Below are 16,950 nucleotides of genomic sequence, written 5' to 3'. Positions count from 1 at the left end.
GTACATCTCCTCAACGTCGCAGACGCCGGGATGGATGACCATGGATTCGTGAGTTCTGCAACCGAAAATTACGGCTTGAATGGGCTTCAGATTATTGCGGAGGTGGAAAGGTGAAGGCGAAGTCCCGCTCCGTGCGCGGACATTGAAAACCGCCTCTGGTTGCTCAAAGCGACGTTGTGAATGTCGTCAATCACGCCGGCCTCGCAGACAGCAGCGCCGTCTCCAGCGTTGTCCAGCCCCGTGAGCACCAGCAGGCCGCATGGCCCGTGTGCCCGAGCAACGCGTTGCCAGCCGGGACGGTTCCGCGCGCAGCCTCAGCGTGTATCATGGTTTGCATAGCCTCTGGCCTGACGGAGTGACGCTTGTGGATGTATCGTTCCTCATCGACCCGATTCACAAGACCGTCACCAACGTGCATGACGGCTATTCCCGTGCTGGCGAACTTATCGGCACGGATTTGACCGATACCGCGACCCTGTGGGGTGATGCTGCCGACTCGGATACCTCGGTACAAGTCATCGTCGCGGACGACAGCCTTACAAACAACACTATCTCGCGCGGCTTTTTCAAGGTTACGCTCGCGCTGGACAACGTAAGACTGGAACGGGTATTTGCGGGAAAAGCAGTACTGAATGCGTATGGCAGCCCACCTCCCGACATTAAGGAGCAAGTCAGAACGCTCAAGGCCGTGCGCGAGCGGGTCAGCTTTGTCAGCGTTGAAGACGCGTTTCAGTGGTTCGTGGAAAACACTGGCGGCTCACCGTTTTCACTAGAGGGCTAAAGCGGGCCGGAACGTCTCACGTTTCTCCATAAAGGGCTTGCGTACGCGAGACACAGTGAGGCCTATGCCGATTTCCGCAAACGGATGCCCTGTAGCCAAATTTCTGTTGGTCCTTTAGCCGCGCGTCCAGCTATCTTTTGGCTAGAGCGGACAATCGAAATCGCCCTTCTGAAAGAGGGAATGGCAAAGGCTCGCGCGGGTTCGTGGAGGCCAGCATCTGGGTTCGTGTTCCCAGGCGTTCGGAGTAGTATGGTCATCTCTACCTAACCGCCAGGAGGGAGACCATGACTATCTGTCAGAAATGTGGTGGCCAAGGAAAAATCAAGTGCGAAAAATGTGGCGGGAGGGGAAGGGTGCAGATAAATGAAAACGAGACTGTTTCAGACATGTCTCGCACGTCCAACACCATCACGTGCCCAAAATGCGACGGAGAGCAGTGGCAGCTCTGCACACGATGTTACGGTTCCGGAGAAGTCCATGATAACGAGACCTCCGACATTTTCGACCCTGAAGGCAGAGATACTTGATTTCATCAGGAGAGCGCCAGGAAGACTCGATTGGCAGTTGCAAGTCTGATAGAACGGTTGATGTATTGGCCGGCAGCATAAGACTGCTGCAAGAAGGCATCGAAAAGGCCGGTGATGCGAGCCGTCGCGACGTAGCGCGCGACAAAAAGATGGCCGCAGTGAAGAATGCTTCTCGTCGGGCGCACCTCACTGCAGGCCGGCGCGGCCTTGATGCCTCGGCCGGATTCGCATCCTCTGCGGCCCCCCAGCGTCGGTCTGGACGAGTGGGTCGACCGTCGCAGCTATCTCCACTCATTGCGTACTTGACTGGAAATGTTCCGTGTCGGCGCTCCACCTAGTTCCGGCGCACCTTATGCCGGCGCGTCTTCGTCGACCAATGGGTCATCGTCCTCTGACTGCAAAACGGGAGCAGCGCTGTCAGGAACTGGCGGACCAGACGACTGCGACGTGCCTCCTGGTCGGTCATCTTTATCATCTTCGCGGCCCGCCTCGCGTGTCTGTGCCTTTCGATGATTCGTCATGGTTTCCTCCTGAAGGAGTCAGCGACCCAGTGTACTGGGTGCTGCCGGTGCGGCTGTCCGGCAGGCGGCGGCCGCTTCGTATGCCGCCTGTCGGGGACAGAACTGTTAAATGTCAGTCACGTCTCCTTTGCTAGCAGCGCGGGTAGCAGCCCAGTACGGGTCCCGGTTGTAGTACTGATGGACCGTGGCGCCCCATTGTGCGTCCGCCATGGATGGCCAGTGGTCCTTGTCGAAACCGGGCTCGTTCTTGATTTGTTCGGCCGTTATGTCGACGAAGAAGCACTTTTCGTCGGTGTCCAGCGTCAACGCGCTCCACGGAATGGCGTGCAGCGTGCTGCCCATACCTAGAAAGCCGCCCTCTGCGAGAACAGCGTATGCGACGCGGCCGCTGCGCACGTCGAGCATGATGTCTGATATTTTTCCGATATGTTCTCCATCAGACGACATCACCTTGGTGCCATCCAGGGTTGAGGCGGCCATTACATCCGGCCCCGGCCCATCGCCGATTCCGCCGCCAACTATGTTCGCACCTGTGCCACCTGTCTGGGACTGCGTTTGGGGGTCAAGGATTGTCATGGCCTGCTCCTGAAAAGGTGGATGCCTCGGGACGCGCAACGCGCATGCCACGATTTTGTTCGCGCCTTGCATGCGGTGCATGCGATGGCTGCCTGCTGGCTCGTGCCCCGGCAGTCGAAGTCCAAGGTTCAGCAGGGCTTAACCGGTCAGCAGATTGATATGCCATCCGCCCGTCGTCTGTGGACAATCTCTTCTCGCCAGCGCACTTCCGTTCTGTAGACGAGATGTCGTCCGCCTTGAAAACCGACAGCAGCGGAACCTCCCTCTGTGCGGCGAAGCGGCATCCGCGTGTCAGTGCGCGGGCCGTTGCGGTGCTCGCAATAGTTCCTGGGGGACGGCGAACGGCGAAGGCTGAAATCGAGGTACCTTTGCGAGGGCCAACAGCGGCACAGGAATTGCGCGATTCAACGCAGCGAGGGCTGCGCCGACCCGGGTCGCAACCGGTCGCTTTGCACACGAGGGAGACCATCATGCGAGTTGCTACGAAAGGTTTAGTGTTATCGGCATTCGTTCTGAGTCTGTCTGGCATCGCCTATGCGCAGGGCGCGGGCACAAGTGGTGGTGGGGGCGCTGGTGCAGGCCAGGGCGGCACCGGAATGGGAACGCCGAATGCAACCGGAACGACGGAGTCACCGTCTGGCGCATCCGGCGCGAACACGATGGGGAAGTCGGGCGACATGTCGCAAAAGCAGATGAAGCCCAAGACGCAGAAGAAGGGTGGAATGGATGCACCTGCTTCCGAGGGTGGCGGCATGAAGAAGACCTACTGACGGCGGTGCTGCTGCAGAAGCGTCCCGCGTAAATCGCAAGGTCAAGGTCCGGAGCGTTATGCGGTAGCGTGACGCAACCGGATAGCATCCGGCACGTCGGGGGCGGCCCGTGCTGGCCACGCAAGGGCGCGCCGCCGAACGGCTCGTGGGCCAAGAGTCATGGCTCCGCCGGGCGGTTGACGGCGCGGCTCTTCTCTTCAGCGTTCGTTTTCCATCACCTGGGCAGCCGGCTCTCTGGGTCAGCTTTTCGAGCTTCTACTGGTATGCGAGGCGACGGACACGAAGCTAGATACAAAAAAACCTCCACAGCTTCGCGCGTGGAGGCGGAGTGTGGCGTGCGATAACCTGGTCAGAGCTCGAGATTCAACGGTTCTGGTGAGCATTGCTCCCTGCGACCGGACAGACTCTCCATTGCATCGTATGAACGGAGAACTCGCAAGCTGACCGCAAGTTGCGTCGCACACAGCCAGCCGCACAGCTGGACAATCAATGGCTGCGTGGAAACGCAAAGGCGGCCTCGAAAAATACTATGACCGCATCGTCAACGGGATGCTTGAACGCGGCTACGAACGGAGTTTCGCCGAAAGTCTCGATGCGCTCGGCCGCTCCGTCTTTCATCCCTCTAAGCAGCGAAAGCCCCAGCCGAACGGAAGGACGCTGCGTCCCTTCATGTCGTTCAAGCACCGAATCCCATCCACTGGTAGTCACGTCCACTGGTAAAACTGCTACTCCGTGGCGCTGTGCATCTTGGACCAACTGAGAGGGTGAATAGAATCCCATCGGTTGCGAACACAGCATTGCGGCGAGAAACGCTTCAGGCTCATGGCACTTCAGCCAACTGCTCGCGTAGACGAGCAGAGCGAAACTCGCAGCATGAGACTCGGGGAATCCATATTCGCCGAAGCCCTTAATCTGCTCGAAAATAATTCTCGGGCCGTTCGCCCTTTCAAGAGCGTCATCGACCTCGCGCGTCGAGCGCAACTTGACCGCAAGGACCTTCATGTTCTCGCCGACGCCAATGCCCTGGCCGCACTCGCGGGCAATCGTCGTGAAGCGCTATGGCAATCCGTCGCGGCCGTGCCTGACAAGGATATGCTTGCTCAGGCGGCTGTATCGGACGAAACACCTGAACTCGCCGCTCCGTCGGAAGCTCAAGACGTAGTTGCAGACTACCGGTCGGTTGGTCTCACGCTTGGTCGGCACCCCGTTGAATTGCTGCGTCCGCAATTGATGGCAAACAAGCTGATGCCCGCGTCTACGCTGCGTACGTACCGCGACGGGCGACTTGCTCGCGGCTGCGGCATCGTCACTGTGCGCCAGCGGCCAGGCACAGCTAGAGGCGTGATGTTTGTCGCGCTAGAAGACGAGACCGGCAACGTGAATGTGATTATTTGGCCGAGCCTGCTCGAAAAGCAGCGCAAAGAGGCGCTGGGCGCCTCCTTGCTAGCAGTGTACGGAGTCTGGCAATGTCAGGGGGAGGTCCGACATCTAGTCGCTCACAGACTCGTTGACATGTCGCGTCTGCTCGGCGAGTTAAAGTCACCCACAAGGAACTTCTGTTGAAGGTTGAGACGACATGACCGAAAAGACGTCTCTTGGCCTGACTCAGTCACTTTTGTGAAGGTTCCACCGCTTGTATAAATGCATGCAGCATATGAGCACAAGTATGCTAAGCACATAGATTCCGACCACCCAGTTATGCTCGGGTTTGTTCGACATCGTGTAGACCGCCGCCGAAGAAATACAGAGTAACAGCGGCGTCAGGGCCTCGTCAGGGCCATCGGTGAAAAGCATGTAGCCGAGGTCGATGCCAGCGGAAATCGCCAAGGCAGCAGCGATGTATCCGAAAGTTTGGATGCTGACAATATGCGTGACTAAAGAGTTTAGGCTGTCAGACGCCTTCCGGTCTTCCTGAACAATGTCGAATGTCTGGAGCACTTCTACGACGCCTTTGACAACTAGTACGCATATCAGCAAGAACCCAATTGTGAACTGAATCACCGTCTTGAGAAACGCCGCGTACTGGGGAAGCGAACTCTTATATAGGTCCTGCTTTAGAAAGCTACGCAGCTTTGAAAAACGGTCGTTGTTTCCCTCTGACTCGCTGCAGGGCTCGATATTCTCGGTCATGTTCGCTAAGACCCCTGGTTGTCGCATTTCTAATTGTACGAATTGGCCCGCCACTCAAGGTACGTTAAGAAGAGACGAGACTTGCCTCCATTATCGGCCGGCCGAGTGCAAACTTGAGGCAAATCTCGGCAGTCTCCCTCGTAGTTTTTTTCCCGCGTAAGCGACGTTCGGAGACAGTGATTTCCCGCACTCTCATTGCCTGCTGCCTGCTGCCTGCTGCCTGCTGCCTGCTGCCTGCTGCCGGCTCTGACGAGTTTGCCATCTCTCCGAATTGCCGAACTGGTCAAACCCTGCTCGCGTCCGCCCGCGAGATTCCTTCCTTCGATTTGCCGGGGCACGGAGGTAAAATCTCGGGCATTTCATGCCGTTAACTACGGTAACGCCAAATCACCGCCCGACTGGGGCGGCCGAAATGCCAACAAGTGGTAGCGGGTATAGGTATCGTAAAAATGAACCATCAGGCCCTATCTTCTTTCATCTGGTCCGTAGCCGACCTTCTGCGCGGCGATTACAAGCAGTCGGAGTACGGACGTGTCATTCTGCCGTTCACCGTACTGAGACGTCTCGATTGCGTACTTGAGCCGACCAAGGCGGCCGTGCTTGCTGAATTTGAAGCCAAGACCAAGGCGGGGCTGAATCCGGACCCGTTCCTCACGCGCAAAGCCGGACAATCGTTCTACAACACCTCACCGCTTGACCTCGTCAAACTGCTGGGCGACCAGGACAACATCCGGCAGAACCTGTACACCTACGTTCAGGCGTTCTCGCCCGCTGCACGCGACATCTTCGAACGCTTTGATTTCTATACCCAGGTGGAGAGGCTTGCAAAGGCGAACCTGCTGTACCTCGTCACCGAGAAGTTCGCGAATATCGACCTGCATCCCGAAAAGGTCGACAACAATCAGATGGGCCTCGTGTTCGAAGAGCTCATCCGCAAGTTCGCCGAAATCTCGAATGAAACTGCTGGGGAGCACTTCACGCCTCGCGAGGTCATCAGGCTCATGGTGAACCTGCTGTTCATTGAGGACGACGACGTGCTCACGCCCGGCAACGCGGTGGTACGCACGATTTACGACCCGACCGCAGGGACAGGCGGCATGCTCTCGATTGCAGGTGAATATTTGTTCGAGCACAACTCGGCCGCCCGTCTGACCATGTTCGGCCAAGAGCTCAATGACGAATCGTACGCCATCTGTAAGGCGGACTTGCTCATTAAGGGGCAGCCTGTCGAGAACATCGCCGCTGGCAACACGCTGTCGGACGACGGCCACGGCGGACGGAAGTTTGACTACATGCTCTCCAATCCGCCGTTTGGCGTGGAATGGAAGAAGGTCGAAAAGGCAGTGCGCAAGGAACACGAAGAAAAAGGCTTTGATGGCCGCTTCGGTCCTGGCCTGCCACGCGTATCTGATGGTTCGATGCTGTTCCTGATGCATCTGCTCTCGAAGATGCGTCCGGCGCAGGAAGGCGGTAGCCGCTTCGGTATCGTGCTGAACGGTTCGCCGCTCTTCTCGGGTGGCGCGGGCTCAGGAGAATCTGAAATCCGCCGCTATGTGCTTGAGAACGACCTGGTTGAGGCCATCATCGGCCTGCCGACTGACATGTTCTATAACACCGGCATCGCGACGTACGTCTGGATTCTGTCGAACAAAAAGCCGCAGAATCGCAAGGGTTACGTGCAGCTTATCGACGCGTCCAGTTTCTGGCAAAAGATGCGCAAGAGCTTAGGCAGCAAGCGCAAAGAAATGTCGGACGAGCAAATCGCGACCGTTACCCGGCTCTTCGGAGATTTCGTCGAGGCTGAATTGGCAACGGTGATGGATGCCGAAGGCAAAGAGCATTCCCGCTGGGTCGTGCCTGCAGGCGGTCATGGGCCGGAAGTGCCCATTGGCGGCAAAATGAAGTCAGCACCAATTTCTCGAGTATTCAGGAACGAGGATTTTGGTTACATGACCATCACTGTCGAGCGACCACTATATGACGAGAACGGTAAGGCAGTGCTAGGCCTAAAGGGCAAGCATAAAGGCAAGCCACAGGCGGATAGTGCGCTACGCGATACCGAGAACGTGCCACTTTCCGACGATATTGCTGCCTACTTCCGAAGAGAAGTGTTGCCTCACGCGCCGGACGCCTGGATTGATGAAGAGAAGAGCAAGGTCGGCTACGAGATTCCGTTCAACCGCCACTTCTATGTGTTCGAGTCGCCGCGCGACCTGCACACGATAGACGAAGAACTGAAGACGGTTTCCGCCAACATAATGAAGATGCTCGAGGAGTTGGCGGAATGAGCTTGCCGACGTATCCGGAGTGCAAAAATAGCCGCGTGGAATGGCTTGGGAGTGTGCCAGCACATTGGGGTATTTCCCAAAGCAGACGAATGTTTGCTGTTCGAAGTGAACCCGCTTTGGCTTCAGACAGAATGCTTACTGCTTCACAGAAGTATGGTGTCCTGTTTCAGTCCGACTTTGTCGAGCGAGAAGGTCGCAGAGTCGTGGAAGTAATACTAGGCATCGAGAATCTGAAGCACGTCGAGCCGGACGACTTCATCATAAGCATGAGGAGCTTTCAGGGGGGCATTGAATGGTGCAAGCTGCGTGGCTCAACCAGTTTCCACTATGTGATGCTCAGGCCCATCAAGTACGTTTGGCCGCCCTTTTTCGCGCACCTGTTCAAGTCTGCTCAATACATACAAGCTCTTCGCAGGACAACAGACCTGATTCGCGACGGGCAGGAACTGCGGTATTCGAACTTCGCTCAAGTTGACCTGCCGATAGTTCCGATAGAGGAACAGAAAGCTATCGCGGCCTTCCTCGACAGCGAAACCGCGAAAATCGATGCGCTATTAGCAGAGCAGGAAAAGCTCCTCATCCTGCTGGCAGAGAAGCGCCAGGCGACCATTTCGCACGCGGTCACGCGCGGCCTCAATCCCGGCGCGCCGATGAAGGATTCGGGCGTGACTTGGCTGGGACAGGTGCCTGCGCATTGGGCGGTAGACAGTGTCCGTCGCCATCTAGTTAAGAGCCTGTCAAACGGCATCTTTAAGAAAAAAGATGAATTCGGACAGGGCACTCTGCTCGTCAACGTGTTTGACGTCTATCGGCAGGATTTTCGCATCGACTACACAAGCCTAGAACGCGTTACGTGTTCGAGTGGCGAGCAGGCGGCCTATAAGGTAATGCCAGATGACATACTCTTTGTAAGGTCATCGCTCAAGCAGGAGGGTATCGCAGCGGTTGCCATCGCCGGGCACATGCCGGAAAACGTTGTCTATGAGTGTCACCTGATTCAGGCGAGGTTTGTTCCGACCTCGGTCATCGGCCGATTTGCCAGCTACGTGTTCAACTCTGCAGTGTATCGTGCCCATATGGTCAGGTCGGCAAAGGTAACTACCATGACGACGATTGACCAAGAAGCGATACTCGGCACGCCGCTGGTCTTGCCCCCGATTGAAGAGCAGACCGCCATCGCCGCCTTCCTCGACACCGAAACCTCAAGAGTTGAGGACCTCAAGAAAGAAGCCGCACGGGCTATAGACCTACTAAAGGAGCGCCGCAGCGCTTTGATTGCCGCCGCCGTCACTGGGAAAATCGACGTCCGTCACGTGGCCGCACTTCGGGAGCTGGCCGCATGAGCGACATCCAGCTCTTCCGTTTGTCCGATGGCGCTGCGAGCGAATTGCCTATTCGCGCAGCCCCGATGGAACGGCAGCTCCAGCGCCTGATTGAAGCGCAAATGCCTACTTTCCTCGGCGTGCGCTTTCTCGCCACCGAGTACGTCACCGGCAGGAGGCACAGGGGTCGCGTCGATTCGCTCGGCCTTGACGAGAACGGCTGTCCCGTCATCATCGAATACAAGCGCCACAGCAACGAAAACGTCATTAATCAGGGCCTGTTTTACCTGGACTGGTTGCTGGACCATCAGGCTGAATTTCGTTGGCTCGTCATGGAGAAGCTGGGCAAGGACGCCGCCGACCAAATCGAATGGCCGGGCACGCGTCTGCTTTGCATTGCGGTCGACTTCACGCGCTACGACCAGCACGCCGTACAGCAGATTCCGCGCAACATCGAGTTGATTCGCTACAAGCTGTTTGGTGAAGACCTGCTGCTATTGGAGCTGGTGAACGCCGTCAGCGTACCGGATGCCACAGCGGGGAAAGCGAGCACATCTGACAGTTCACCGGAACCGTTCGCCGAATCGGATGGGCCGAAGCCAGTAGGCAAGGACAGGTCCTTGGGAGAAAATCTTGAAGCCGCCTCGTCGGAGATTCGCGACCTTTACGCTCAAACGTGTAGCTTCCTGCATTCGCTCGGCGACGATGTGCAGGAAAAACAACTAAAGCTCTACACTGCGTTTCGGCGACTGAAGAATTTCGCATGCGTCATTGCCTATCCGAATCGCTTGCTCATCACCTTAAAACTTGTCCCTTCCTACGTGGCGCTGGAAGATGGCTTTAGCCGTGACGTTAGCGGTATCGGCCACTGGGGCACTGGGGACCTCGAACTCTGTCTGCGCACTGTCGCCGACCTCGAGCGCGCCAAGCCGCTGCTGGAACGCACCTACACGGAAAACTGAGCCAGCAGCCGGCCACGACAAACGAAGCACTTCGCATTCAAACGGTCCAGTATGAGCAACCTTCACCAGGAACACCACTTCGAAGCGGAAATCTGCCAGCACCTCGCCGCCAATGGCTGGTTGTACGCGGATGGGGACGCCGCGCTGTACGACCGCACCCATGCCATCTTTCTGCCCGACCTGCTGGCCTGGATTGAAGCGACGCAGCCGGACACCTGGCTGCGCCTGTCGAAGACCCACGGCCCGGCCGTGAGCGAGCGCGTGGCCGAGCGCGTGCGCAAGAGTATGAACGAGCGCGGCACGCTCGACGTCCTGCGACGCGGCGTAGAAATGCTCGGCCTGAAAGAGCCGCTATCGCTCGTGCAGTTCAAACCGGCGCTCGCCATCAACCCCGTCATCCTCCAGCGTTACGCCGCAAATCGGCTGCGCGTTGTGCGCCAGGTGCGGCATTCGCCGAACAACACGCTCGAAGAACTGGACCTCGTGCTTTTCGTCAATGGCATTCCGGTCGCCACGGTCGAACTAAAGTCGAACTTCACGCAGAGCGTGCAGGATGCAGTGGACCAGTATCGCTTCGACCGACATCCGCATCCTAAGGCAGGCTTGGCTGAACCGCTGCTCAGTTTCCCCGGCGGTGCGCTGGTGCATTTTGCCGTCAGCCAGAGCGAAGTCATGATGTGTACGCGACTGTCGGGCCCGTCGTCAGTCTTTCTGCCTTTCAATCGTGGCAACGATGGCGCGGCCGGCAACGCTCCGAACCCGAACGGCTTTGCTACCGCCTACCTATGGGAGGACGTCTGGTCCCGCGAGAGCTGGCTTGAGATTCTGGGCCGCTATTTGATTGGCAAGCGGGACGACAAAAAGCAGCCCAAGAGCGTCATCTTCCCCCGATACCACCAACTGGATGCAACCCGCAAGCTGGTTGCCGACACGCTGGCTAGGGGCGCGGGTGAGCGCTACCTTATCCAGCATTCCGCCGGTTCAGGCAAGACCAACTCGATTGCGTGGACGGCGCACTTCCTTGCTGACTTGCATGATGTCGAGCACAACAAGATATTCGACAGTGTGCTGGTCGTGTCGGACCGTACGGTTCTCGATGCGCAGTTGCAGGAAGCCATCTTCGACTTTGAGCGCACCACCGGCGTGGTCGCCACTGTCACAAACGAGCACGGAAGCAAGAGCGCCCAGCTCAGCCAGGCGCTGAAAGAAGGCAAGAAAATCATTGTCTGCACTATCCAGACTTTCCCGTTCGCGCTGCAGGCCGTGCAGGAACTGGCCGCCACTGAGGGCAAGCGCTTTGCCGTCATCGCCGACGAGGCGCACAGTTCGCAGACGGGCGAAGCGGCCTCCAAGCTCAAGCAACTGCTGTCCGCCGAGGAGTGGAACGCGCTGCAGGACGGCGGTGAAATCGACACGGAAGCGCTGCTTGCTGCGCAGATGGAAGCGCGCACCGGTGCAAAGGGCCTGACGTATGTAGCCTTTACTGCCACGCCCAAACAGAAGACACTCGAACTCTTCGGCCGCCCCGGCCCCGACGGCCTGCCGCAACCATTCCACGTGTATTCGATGCGCCAGGCAATCGAGGAAGGCTTCATCCTCGATGTCCTCAAAAACTACACGAGTTACAAGCTTGCCTTCAAACTCGCACATGACGGTCACGAGCTCGACGAGAAACAGGTCGAGCGTAGCACTGCGATGAAAGGCATAATGCAGTGGGTCCGGCTGCACCCATACAACATATCGCAGAAGGTTCAGGTCGTTGTCGAGCACTACCGCGAGAATGTGCAGCCACTACTCGACGGCCGCGCGAAGGCGATGGTGGTTGTGGCCAGCCGCAAGGAAGCGGTGCGCTGGCAGAAGGCGATTCGCGCCTATATCGAAAAACAAAATTATCCGCTTGGCGTGCTCGTTGCATTCTCCGGCGAAATCGATGACCCTCAGAGTTTTCCAATCCCGGTGTCCGAGACCAGCAAGGAACTGAACCCCGGGCTCAAGGGTCGCGACATCCGGGACGCGTTTGGCGAACCGAACTACCACCTGTTGCTCGTGGCCAACAAGTTCCAGACCGGCTTCGACCAGCCGCTGCTGTGCGGCATGTACGTCGACAAGATGCTGGGCGGTATCCAGGCGGTACAGACGCTCTCGCGCCTGAACCGCGCGCATCCGGGGAAGGACACCACCTACATTCTCGACTTCGTCAATGACGCTGGCGAAATTCTGAAGGCGTTCAAAACCTACTATGAGACCGCAGAACTCGAAGCGACGACAGACCCCCACAAGGTCTACGACCTGCGTGCCAAGCTAGATGCGAGCGGCAACTATGACGACTTCGAGGTCGAGCGGGTGGCAAAGGTTGACCTCGACCCGAAAGGAACTCAGGCGCAGTTGGACGCAGCAATCGCGCCCGTCGCCGACCGGCTGCTAAAACGATACAAGGCCGTCTGGCGGGAGCGAACCAATGCCGAGGAGCAGCATGACGACAAGGCCGCTCAGGCCGCGAAAGATGCGCTCGACGCGCTCGTTCTCTTCAAAAATGATATGGGTGCATTCGTCCGGCTGTACGGGTTCCTGTCGCAGATTTTCGATTACGGCAATACCGACATCGAAAAGCGCTTCTTGTTCTTTAAGCGACTGATACCATTGCTGGAGTTTGGCCGTGAACGCGACGCGGTCGACCTTTCGAAAGTGGTGTTGACTCACCATAACTTGCGGAACACCGGGAGACGACCGCTGATTCTCGGGCACGGTGAATCGCCAAAGCTGCCGCCCATGGATGCAGTCGGAAGCGGCTCCGTTCAGGATAAACAGCAGGCGTTTCTCGATGAAATCATCGAGAAGGTCAATGGTTTATTCGAAGGCGAGCTCACGGACGACGACCAGCTCGTGTACGTCAACGGTGTCATCAAGGGCAAGTTGCTCGAAAACGCTACCTTGGTGCAGCAGGCGATGAGCAATAGCAAGGAACAATTCGCCAGCTCGCCTGACCTGAAAAATGCGTTGCTTCACGCCATCATGGATGCGTTCGAAGCGCACAGTGCGATGAGCACTCAGGCACTTGGCTCAGAGCGAGTGCGCGAAGGGCTCAAGGACATTTTGCTCGGACCAGCGCAGCTATACGAAGCATTGCGCGCGCGTTCGCCGCAGTCCTCGAGCATGTAGCACTTGCGGCGCGTGCGTGCTTTGACTGTCATATAAAAAGGAGGACGTGCGGGTTACCGGGCTTCAACCCTCATGGGCGATGCCAATGAAGAGTGGTCAGTGCCTTGAGCACCATGTTGCGGCCTGTACCCTCCGTTAAAATTCATAACAAGTGAAAAATCCCTCGGGAGGGTCTTAGTGCCAGCGCTCGACCAAGAAGTTATCGATGACCTGCAGGCGAGGCTTACCTCGTTTCTCGACAAAAAAAGCGGCGACTATAGTGCCCCGGAATTCGTTGACGCAGGTGGGTCCGCAGCAGTGTTCAAGGTAACCTGCAACGGTGAACCTCGTGCGCTGAAGGCGTTCGACCCGAAATTCCTCAGTGGACCGTCGGGTGCGGCCGAGCGCCGCCGTATGGAGGTTCAGCGGAAGCTTATTGGACACGATTGTCCGTGTCTGGTGCGCATGTTCGATATTGTCGAGGCCGAGGGGACGGCTTTCACGGAAATGGAGTTCCTTGAATGGCCGCAACTTGGCAAGTCGCTTGTAGATGTTCCCGACAGTCAAGTGACTGCTCTCATTGCGCAGTTGGTGGATGCGGTTCGATATCTCGAAGTTCGAAATATTGTTCACCGAGATATCAAGCCGGAAAACATCCATATCTCGCCAGATTTCAAACAGCTAAAGCTACTTGACCTCGGTGTCGCAAGAGAAATAATCATCGCGGACGGCGAAGACGCGACTCTAACTGACGTCGGCAACCGTAGGCCATTCGTCGCGACCGCCCAGTACAGTTCGCCTGAGTATCTCTTCAGGCTTGACGCCCCGGATGGAAAGTTGTGGAAGGGCCTCAACATCTATCAAGTTGGTGCAGTTTTGCATGACCTCATCATGAAGCGACCGTTGTTTGCGGAAGAGGTCGCAATGGATAACCGTTGGCTGGTAGCGCGCGCTGTTCTGACCAAGTCCCCGTCTTTCGCTGAGCCAAATGTCGGTCGGCTGGCCGGCCTCAAGGCACTAGCGTCCCGGTGTCTAGCTAAGGATGTCGACGTGCGTCTACAGACTGTCGATTGGAACGATTTTTCGTTCGGACATGTTGTCGACCCGATTTCGCGTCTAAAAGAGCGACTGCACAAGGTCACCGCAAACGTCTCCGGGCTTGCGCAACAGGCCTACGACGCCAAGTTGTCGGTTGATAAGGAGGCGTTCGAGCGACGTTTTACGGAGTCTTTGCGCTCGGGCCTAATAGATGCCTGCGCCGGCAATGTTCGAGTTGCACTTCGGCCACCGCAACCTCAAGGTGAGCAGGCATATCGCTTCGAATTTTCTATAAGTGAGGCGGCTCGTGTGTATTGCTTCGTTGCGATAGAGTGGCTATCGGGCTTGGAGAACCGCACGGCAAACATCCGATACTGGGCTTTCATTGCTGACGCACAAGCGAGCATGGCAACGGTTACTTGTGTGCCACGTGTTGCCTGCACTGCGACTATAGAAAGTACGGAAAGCGAAGCTGAGTATACGACCAGCTCTGCCCTCGCAGCAGCATTTATCGCTGGGCTCGATTTGGTTGAAAGTGGAGCAGACATAACTGTGCTCCACGGAAAGGATTTGGTCGCCTAAGGTGTTACGGGGGAGAACTTAGATGAATTCAACGTGGTGGCGTAAGCCAGAGCAGCTTGATGACGCGCAGCGAGCGTTCATTCAGTTGCCAATTTCCGGGCGATATCTACTCGAGGGACCACCCGGTTCCGGAAAGACAAACCTATTGCTACTCCGCGCGCAATACATTGCCGGTGCTGGCGAGAAGAACGTGCTAATTTTGACGTTTACAAAGACGTTAGCTAATTTCATTCGCAGCGGTATCGCTGTGAGCGGGCTCATTTCCCCTACGCAAGTTCGCACGTTTCATTCATGGGCCTATGAGCATGCGCGTGACCATGATGCAGTGCTTCCGATGGGAGCTGAGGATGACTTTGGCTCGGAAACACGTGAGAAAATGCTAAAAGCAGTTTGCGAGGCGAATAAAAAGCTTGTGACGCCCAAACCGTACAGTGCAATCTTTGTCGACGAAGCTCAGGATTTCTCTGTGGAAGAACTCGAAGCTCTTCTATGTTTGAGCGACAAAGTTTGCATCTGTGGGGATGTTCGGCAAGGTATATACAAACAGGACGGATTGGACGTCGCGGTAAAACTTAACCTTGAGCGGCACGTATTGACTGCACATTATCGAATCGGACAAGCAATCGCGCACGTCGCTGACCGCCTGATAAGCCCAGAAAGTGACAAAGCAGGCTTGGAAGAGCTGTCAAATTACAACTCCAAAGTACAGGGAAAGTCTAGCGCGGAGATGCACGCGCTTCCGGACCGTGACGCTCAATTCGTGAGGATGGTGGAGTTGTTGCGTATTCAACTGGATGCGTTCAAAGGGGAACCGATTGGAATTCTCTGCGGAAAACGCGAAACTTTACTGGAGCTGAAGCAACGTTTCGAGATGACCGACCTCGCGCAACTAGTATGCGTGCATGGTCTCGATGCGGATGCGATGTTTGGTGACGGGCGACTCGTCCACATATTGACGATGCATTCTGCAAAGGGTACGGAGTTTCGTGCCGTCCACCTGTATGGAACGGAGGAACTGAAGGGATTCGGATTAAACCATCGACAACTCGGATATACGGCAATCACTCGCGCGCGAACGGCGCTGAACGCGTACCGGACCGGTGATACAAACAAACCCCTAGAAACCGCATTTGCAACCCCTTCGGTTATGCCGCTAGCTGGATTGTTCCCGGAGTGATTATGAACCAACCAAACTTTCATTGGTTCGCTGTAAGTAGGTCTGAGCTATCGTCGGTGGTGTTTGGCCGGGATATCCCCCGAACTGAGGGCGATACTGAGCTGAGCGCTTGCATGCGAAGCACGGGTATCGCTCTAGCAATACCAGAGAGGCACGGACCATCGAACTACACGCCCCCGACTCAGGTCGTCATTCGCGATGACTATCTAGTCGAAACGCTCGCGTGGATGAGGGCTTACGCGCCAGAGTTGTCACCACTCAGTCAGTTCTGCCGAGTTATGCTGTGGTCCGATTATGAGAACTGCCGGGAAGACACCTTAAGGGTCAATGTGTCGGGTAGTTCACCCCTCAATGGGGAAGTGGACCGGTGGGCATCTGTTGTTTTGGGCGAATTGTTAGCCCAAGGTGATACCGATGTGGAGCTACGCTCAGTAGCCTTAACTCATGCAGCGTCGTGTTTTTCCACACCTTACTTGAAGTCATCCCAACTCTATTCAAGACGAATGAGCGGCGTCTTTGTCGATAGACTTCAGTTCTTGGCTGGAGAGCGTCGATTTGCGCGTAGATTACTGACGGTTGATTCGTTAGCGCCAGTATGGACGTTGCTTGATGGGTTCGCGCCAGATGGGGATGCGCAAATGGTTGTCGAAACAGCCATTTCCCGGCTCTCATACAGCCATCTCGCGATAGATGGAGTCGGGCAATTGAGCAGGTCGCTAAGCACCCAAGTGGGGCTGCTTAGCGATTCGGTGGAGGAGCGCGTCAAGGCGTTTCAGCAGCTTTTATTGCGTCTGAACGCAGAGTACGGAGAGCCCTTGCATCCCGTGCCGAATGTGTTGGCTGCTGCTGGTGCATTCTTGGTTGGACGTGGAACTTCACACCTGTTTCTGCTCCGGCGCGCGGCGAAAAGGTGGCCAGCATCTCTAGCGTGGTTTGGAGCTTTTGCCGCGCTTGGTGGCCCTAGATTTTGGGACGCCGACTGGATGCGTGCGTCCAAAGGAGTTGAGCGTGCGCTACGTCTGCCGTCGCAGGAAGGGAGCGTGATGACAGCCGACTTGTCTTGGGTCGAGTTTGAATGGCTCGCAAAGGTCTTTGAGGGGCCAGAGCTTTTTGGAAGCGTCCCGAAATTGCTGCCCAA

General features: G+C 56.7%; 11 protein-coding genes and 2 pseudogenes. 10 read left to right on the top strand and 3 right to left on the bottom strand.

Annotation, left to right across the window (positions count from 1 at the left end):
- Positions 1-259: 259 nt before the first annotated feature.
- A complete protein-coding gene (locus P0D96_RS24505; protein ID WP_408315778.1) occupies positions 260-781 on the top strand; it encodes a hypothetical protein in 522 nt (173 codons plus the stop codon).
- A gap of 284 nt (positions 782-1,065) precedes the next feature.
- Positions 1,066-1,308: a hypothetical protein gene (locus P0D96_RS48815; RefSeq protein ID WP_494478615.1), complete on the top strand. Its 243-nt coding sequence runs from the start codon at positions 1,066-1,068 to the stop codon at positions 1,306-1,308.
- 626 nt (positions 1,309-1,934) lie between these two features.
- Here P0D96_RS48815 and P0D96_RS24500 read toward each other — a convergent pair.
- A complete protein-coding gene (locus P0D96_RS24500) occupies positions 1,935-2,405 on the bottom strand; it encodes a PRC-barrel domain-containing protein (RefSeq protein WP_408315776.1) in 471 nt (156 codons plus the stop codon).
- 470 nt (positions 2,406-2,875) lie between these two features.
- Between P0D96_RS24500 and P0D96_RS24495 the strand changes: the two genes are divergently transcribed.
- Positions 2,876-3,175, top strand: coding sequence for a hypothetical protein (locus P0D96_RS24495; protein WP_408315773.1), 300 nt, complete (start codon positions 2,876-2,878; stop codon positions 3,173-3,175).
- 588 nt (positions 3,176-3,763) lie between these two features.
- Here P0D96_RS24495 and P0D96_RS24490 read toward each other — a convergent pair.
- Positions 3,764-4,099: pseudogene (locus P0D96_RS24490) on the bottom strand (helix-hairpin-helix domain-containing protein); the annotation flags it as partial.
- On the opposite strand from P0D96_RS24490, the pseudogene P0D96_RS24485 reads away from it, so the two are divergent.
- A pseudogene (locus P0D96_RS24485) lies at positions 4,100-4,738 on the top strand (error-prone DNA polymerase); the annotation flags it as partial.
- Between the two features lie 42 nt (positions 4,739-4,780).
- Here the strand turns inward: P0D96_RS24485 and P0D96_RS24480 are convergent.
- Complete coding sequence (locus P0D96_RS24480) at positions 4,781-5,305, bottom strand: hypothetical protein (RefSeq protein WP_408315771.1); 525 nt, start codon at positions 5,303-5,305, stop codon at positions 4,781-4,783.
- Between the two features lie 449 nt (positions 5,306-5,754).
- Between P0D96_RS24480 and P0D96_RS24475 the strand changes: the two genes are divergently transcribed.
- From P0D96_RS24475 to P0D96_RS24450, 6 genes are all read left to right on the top strand, one after another.
- Positions 5,755-7,593: a type I restriction-modification system subunit M gene (locus P0D96_RS24475; RefSeq protein ID WP_408315768.1), complete on the top strand. Its 1,839-nt coding sequence runs from the start codon at positions 5,755-5,757 to the stop codon at positions 7,591-7,593.
- Positions 7,590-8,936, top strand: a complete 1,347-nt coding sequence (locus P0D96_RS24470; RefSeq protein WP_408315765.1) for a restriction endonuclease subunit S — start codon at positions 7,590-7,592, stop codon at positions 8,934-8,936. Before P0D96_RS24475 ends, P0D96_RS24470 begins: the two co-directional genes overlap by 4 nt.
- Entirely contained in the window at positions 8,933-9,877 is a 945-nt protein-coding gene (locus P0D96_RS24465; protein ID WP_408315763.1) for a DUF5655 domain-containing protein, read from the top strand. Before P0D96_RS24470 ends, P0D96_RS24465 begins: the two co-directional genes overlap by 4 nt.
- Positions 9,878-9,928: 51 nt before the next feature.
- On the top strand, positions 9,929-13,036 hold the full coding sequence (locus P0D96_RS24460; RefSeq protein WP_408315760.1) for a type I restriction endonuclease subunit R: 3,108 nt from the start codon (positions 9,929-9,931) through the stop codon (positions 13,034-13,036).
- A 177-nt stretch (positions 13,037-13,213) separates the two neighbouring features.
- Positions 13,214-14,635, top strand: coding sequence for a protein kinase domain-containing protein (locus P0D96_RS24455; protein ID WP_408315758.1), 1,422 nt, complete (start codon positions 13,214-13,216; stop codon positions 14,633-14,635).
- A 22-nt stretch (positions 14,636-14,657) separates the two neighbouring features.
- Entirely contained in the window at positions 14,658-15,812 is a 1,155-nt protein-coding gene (locus tag P0D96_RS24450; protein WP_408315755.1) for a UvrD-helicase domain-containing protein, read from the top strand.
- The last annotated feature ends 1,138 nt before the right edge of the window (positions 15,813-16,950 follow it).

Origin of the sequence: Paraburkholderia sp. RL17-347-BIC-D (assembly GCF_046027915.1) — a bacterium.
Classification (GTDB): Bacteria; Pseudomonadota; Gammaproteobacteria; order Burkholderiales; family Burkholderiaceae; genus Paraburkholderia.
Note: the sequence above shows the minus strand (reverse complement) of the source record. Positions and strands in the feature narration are given on the sequence as shown.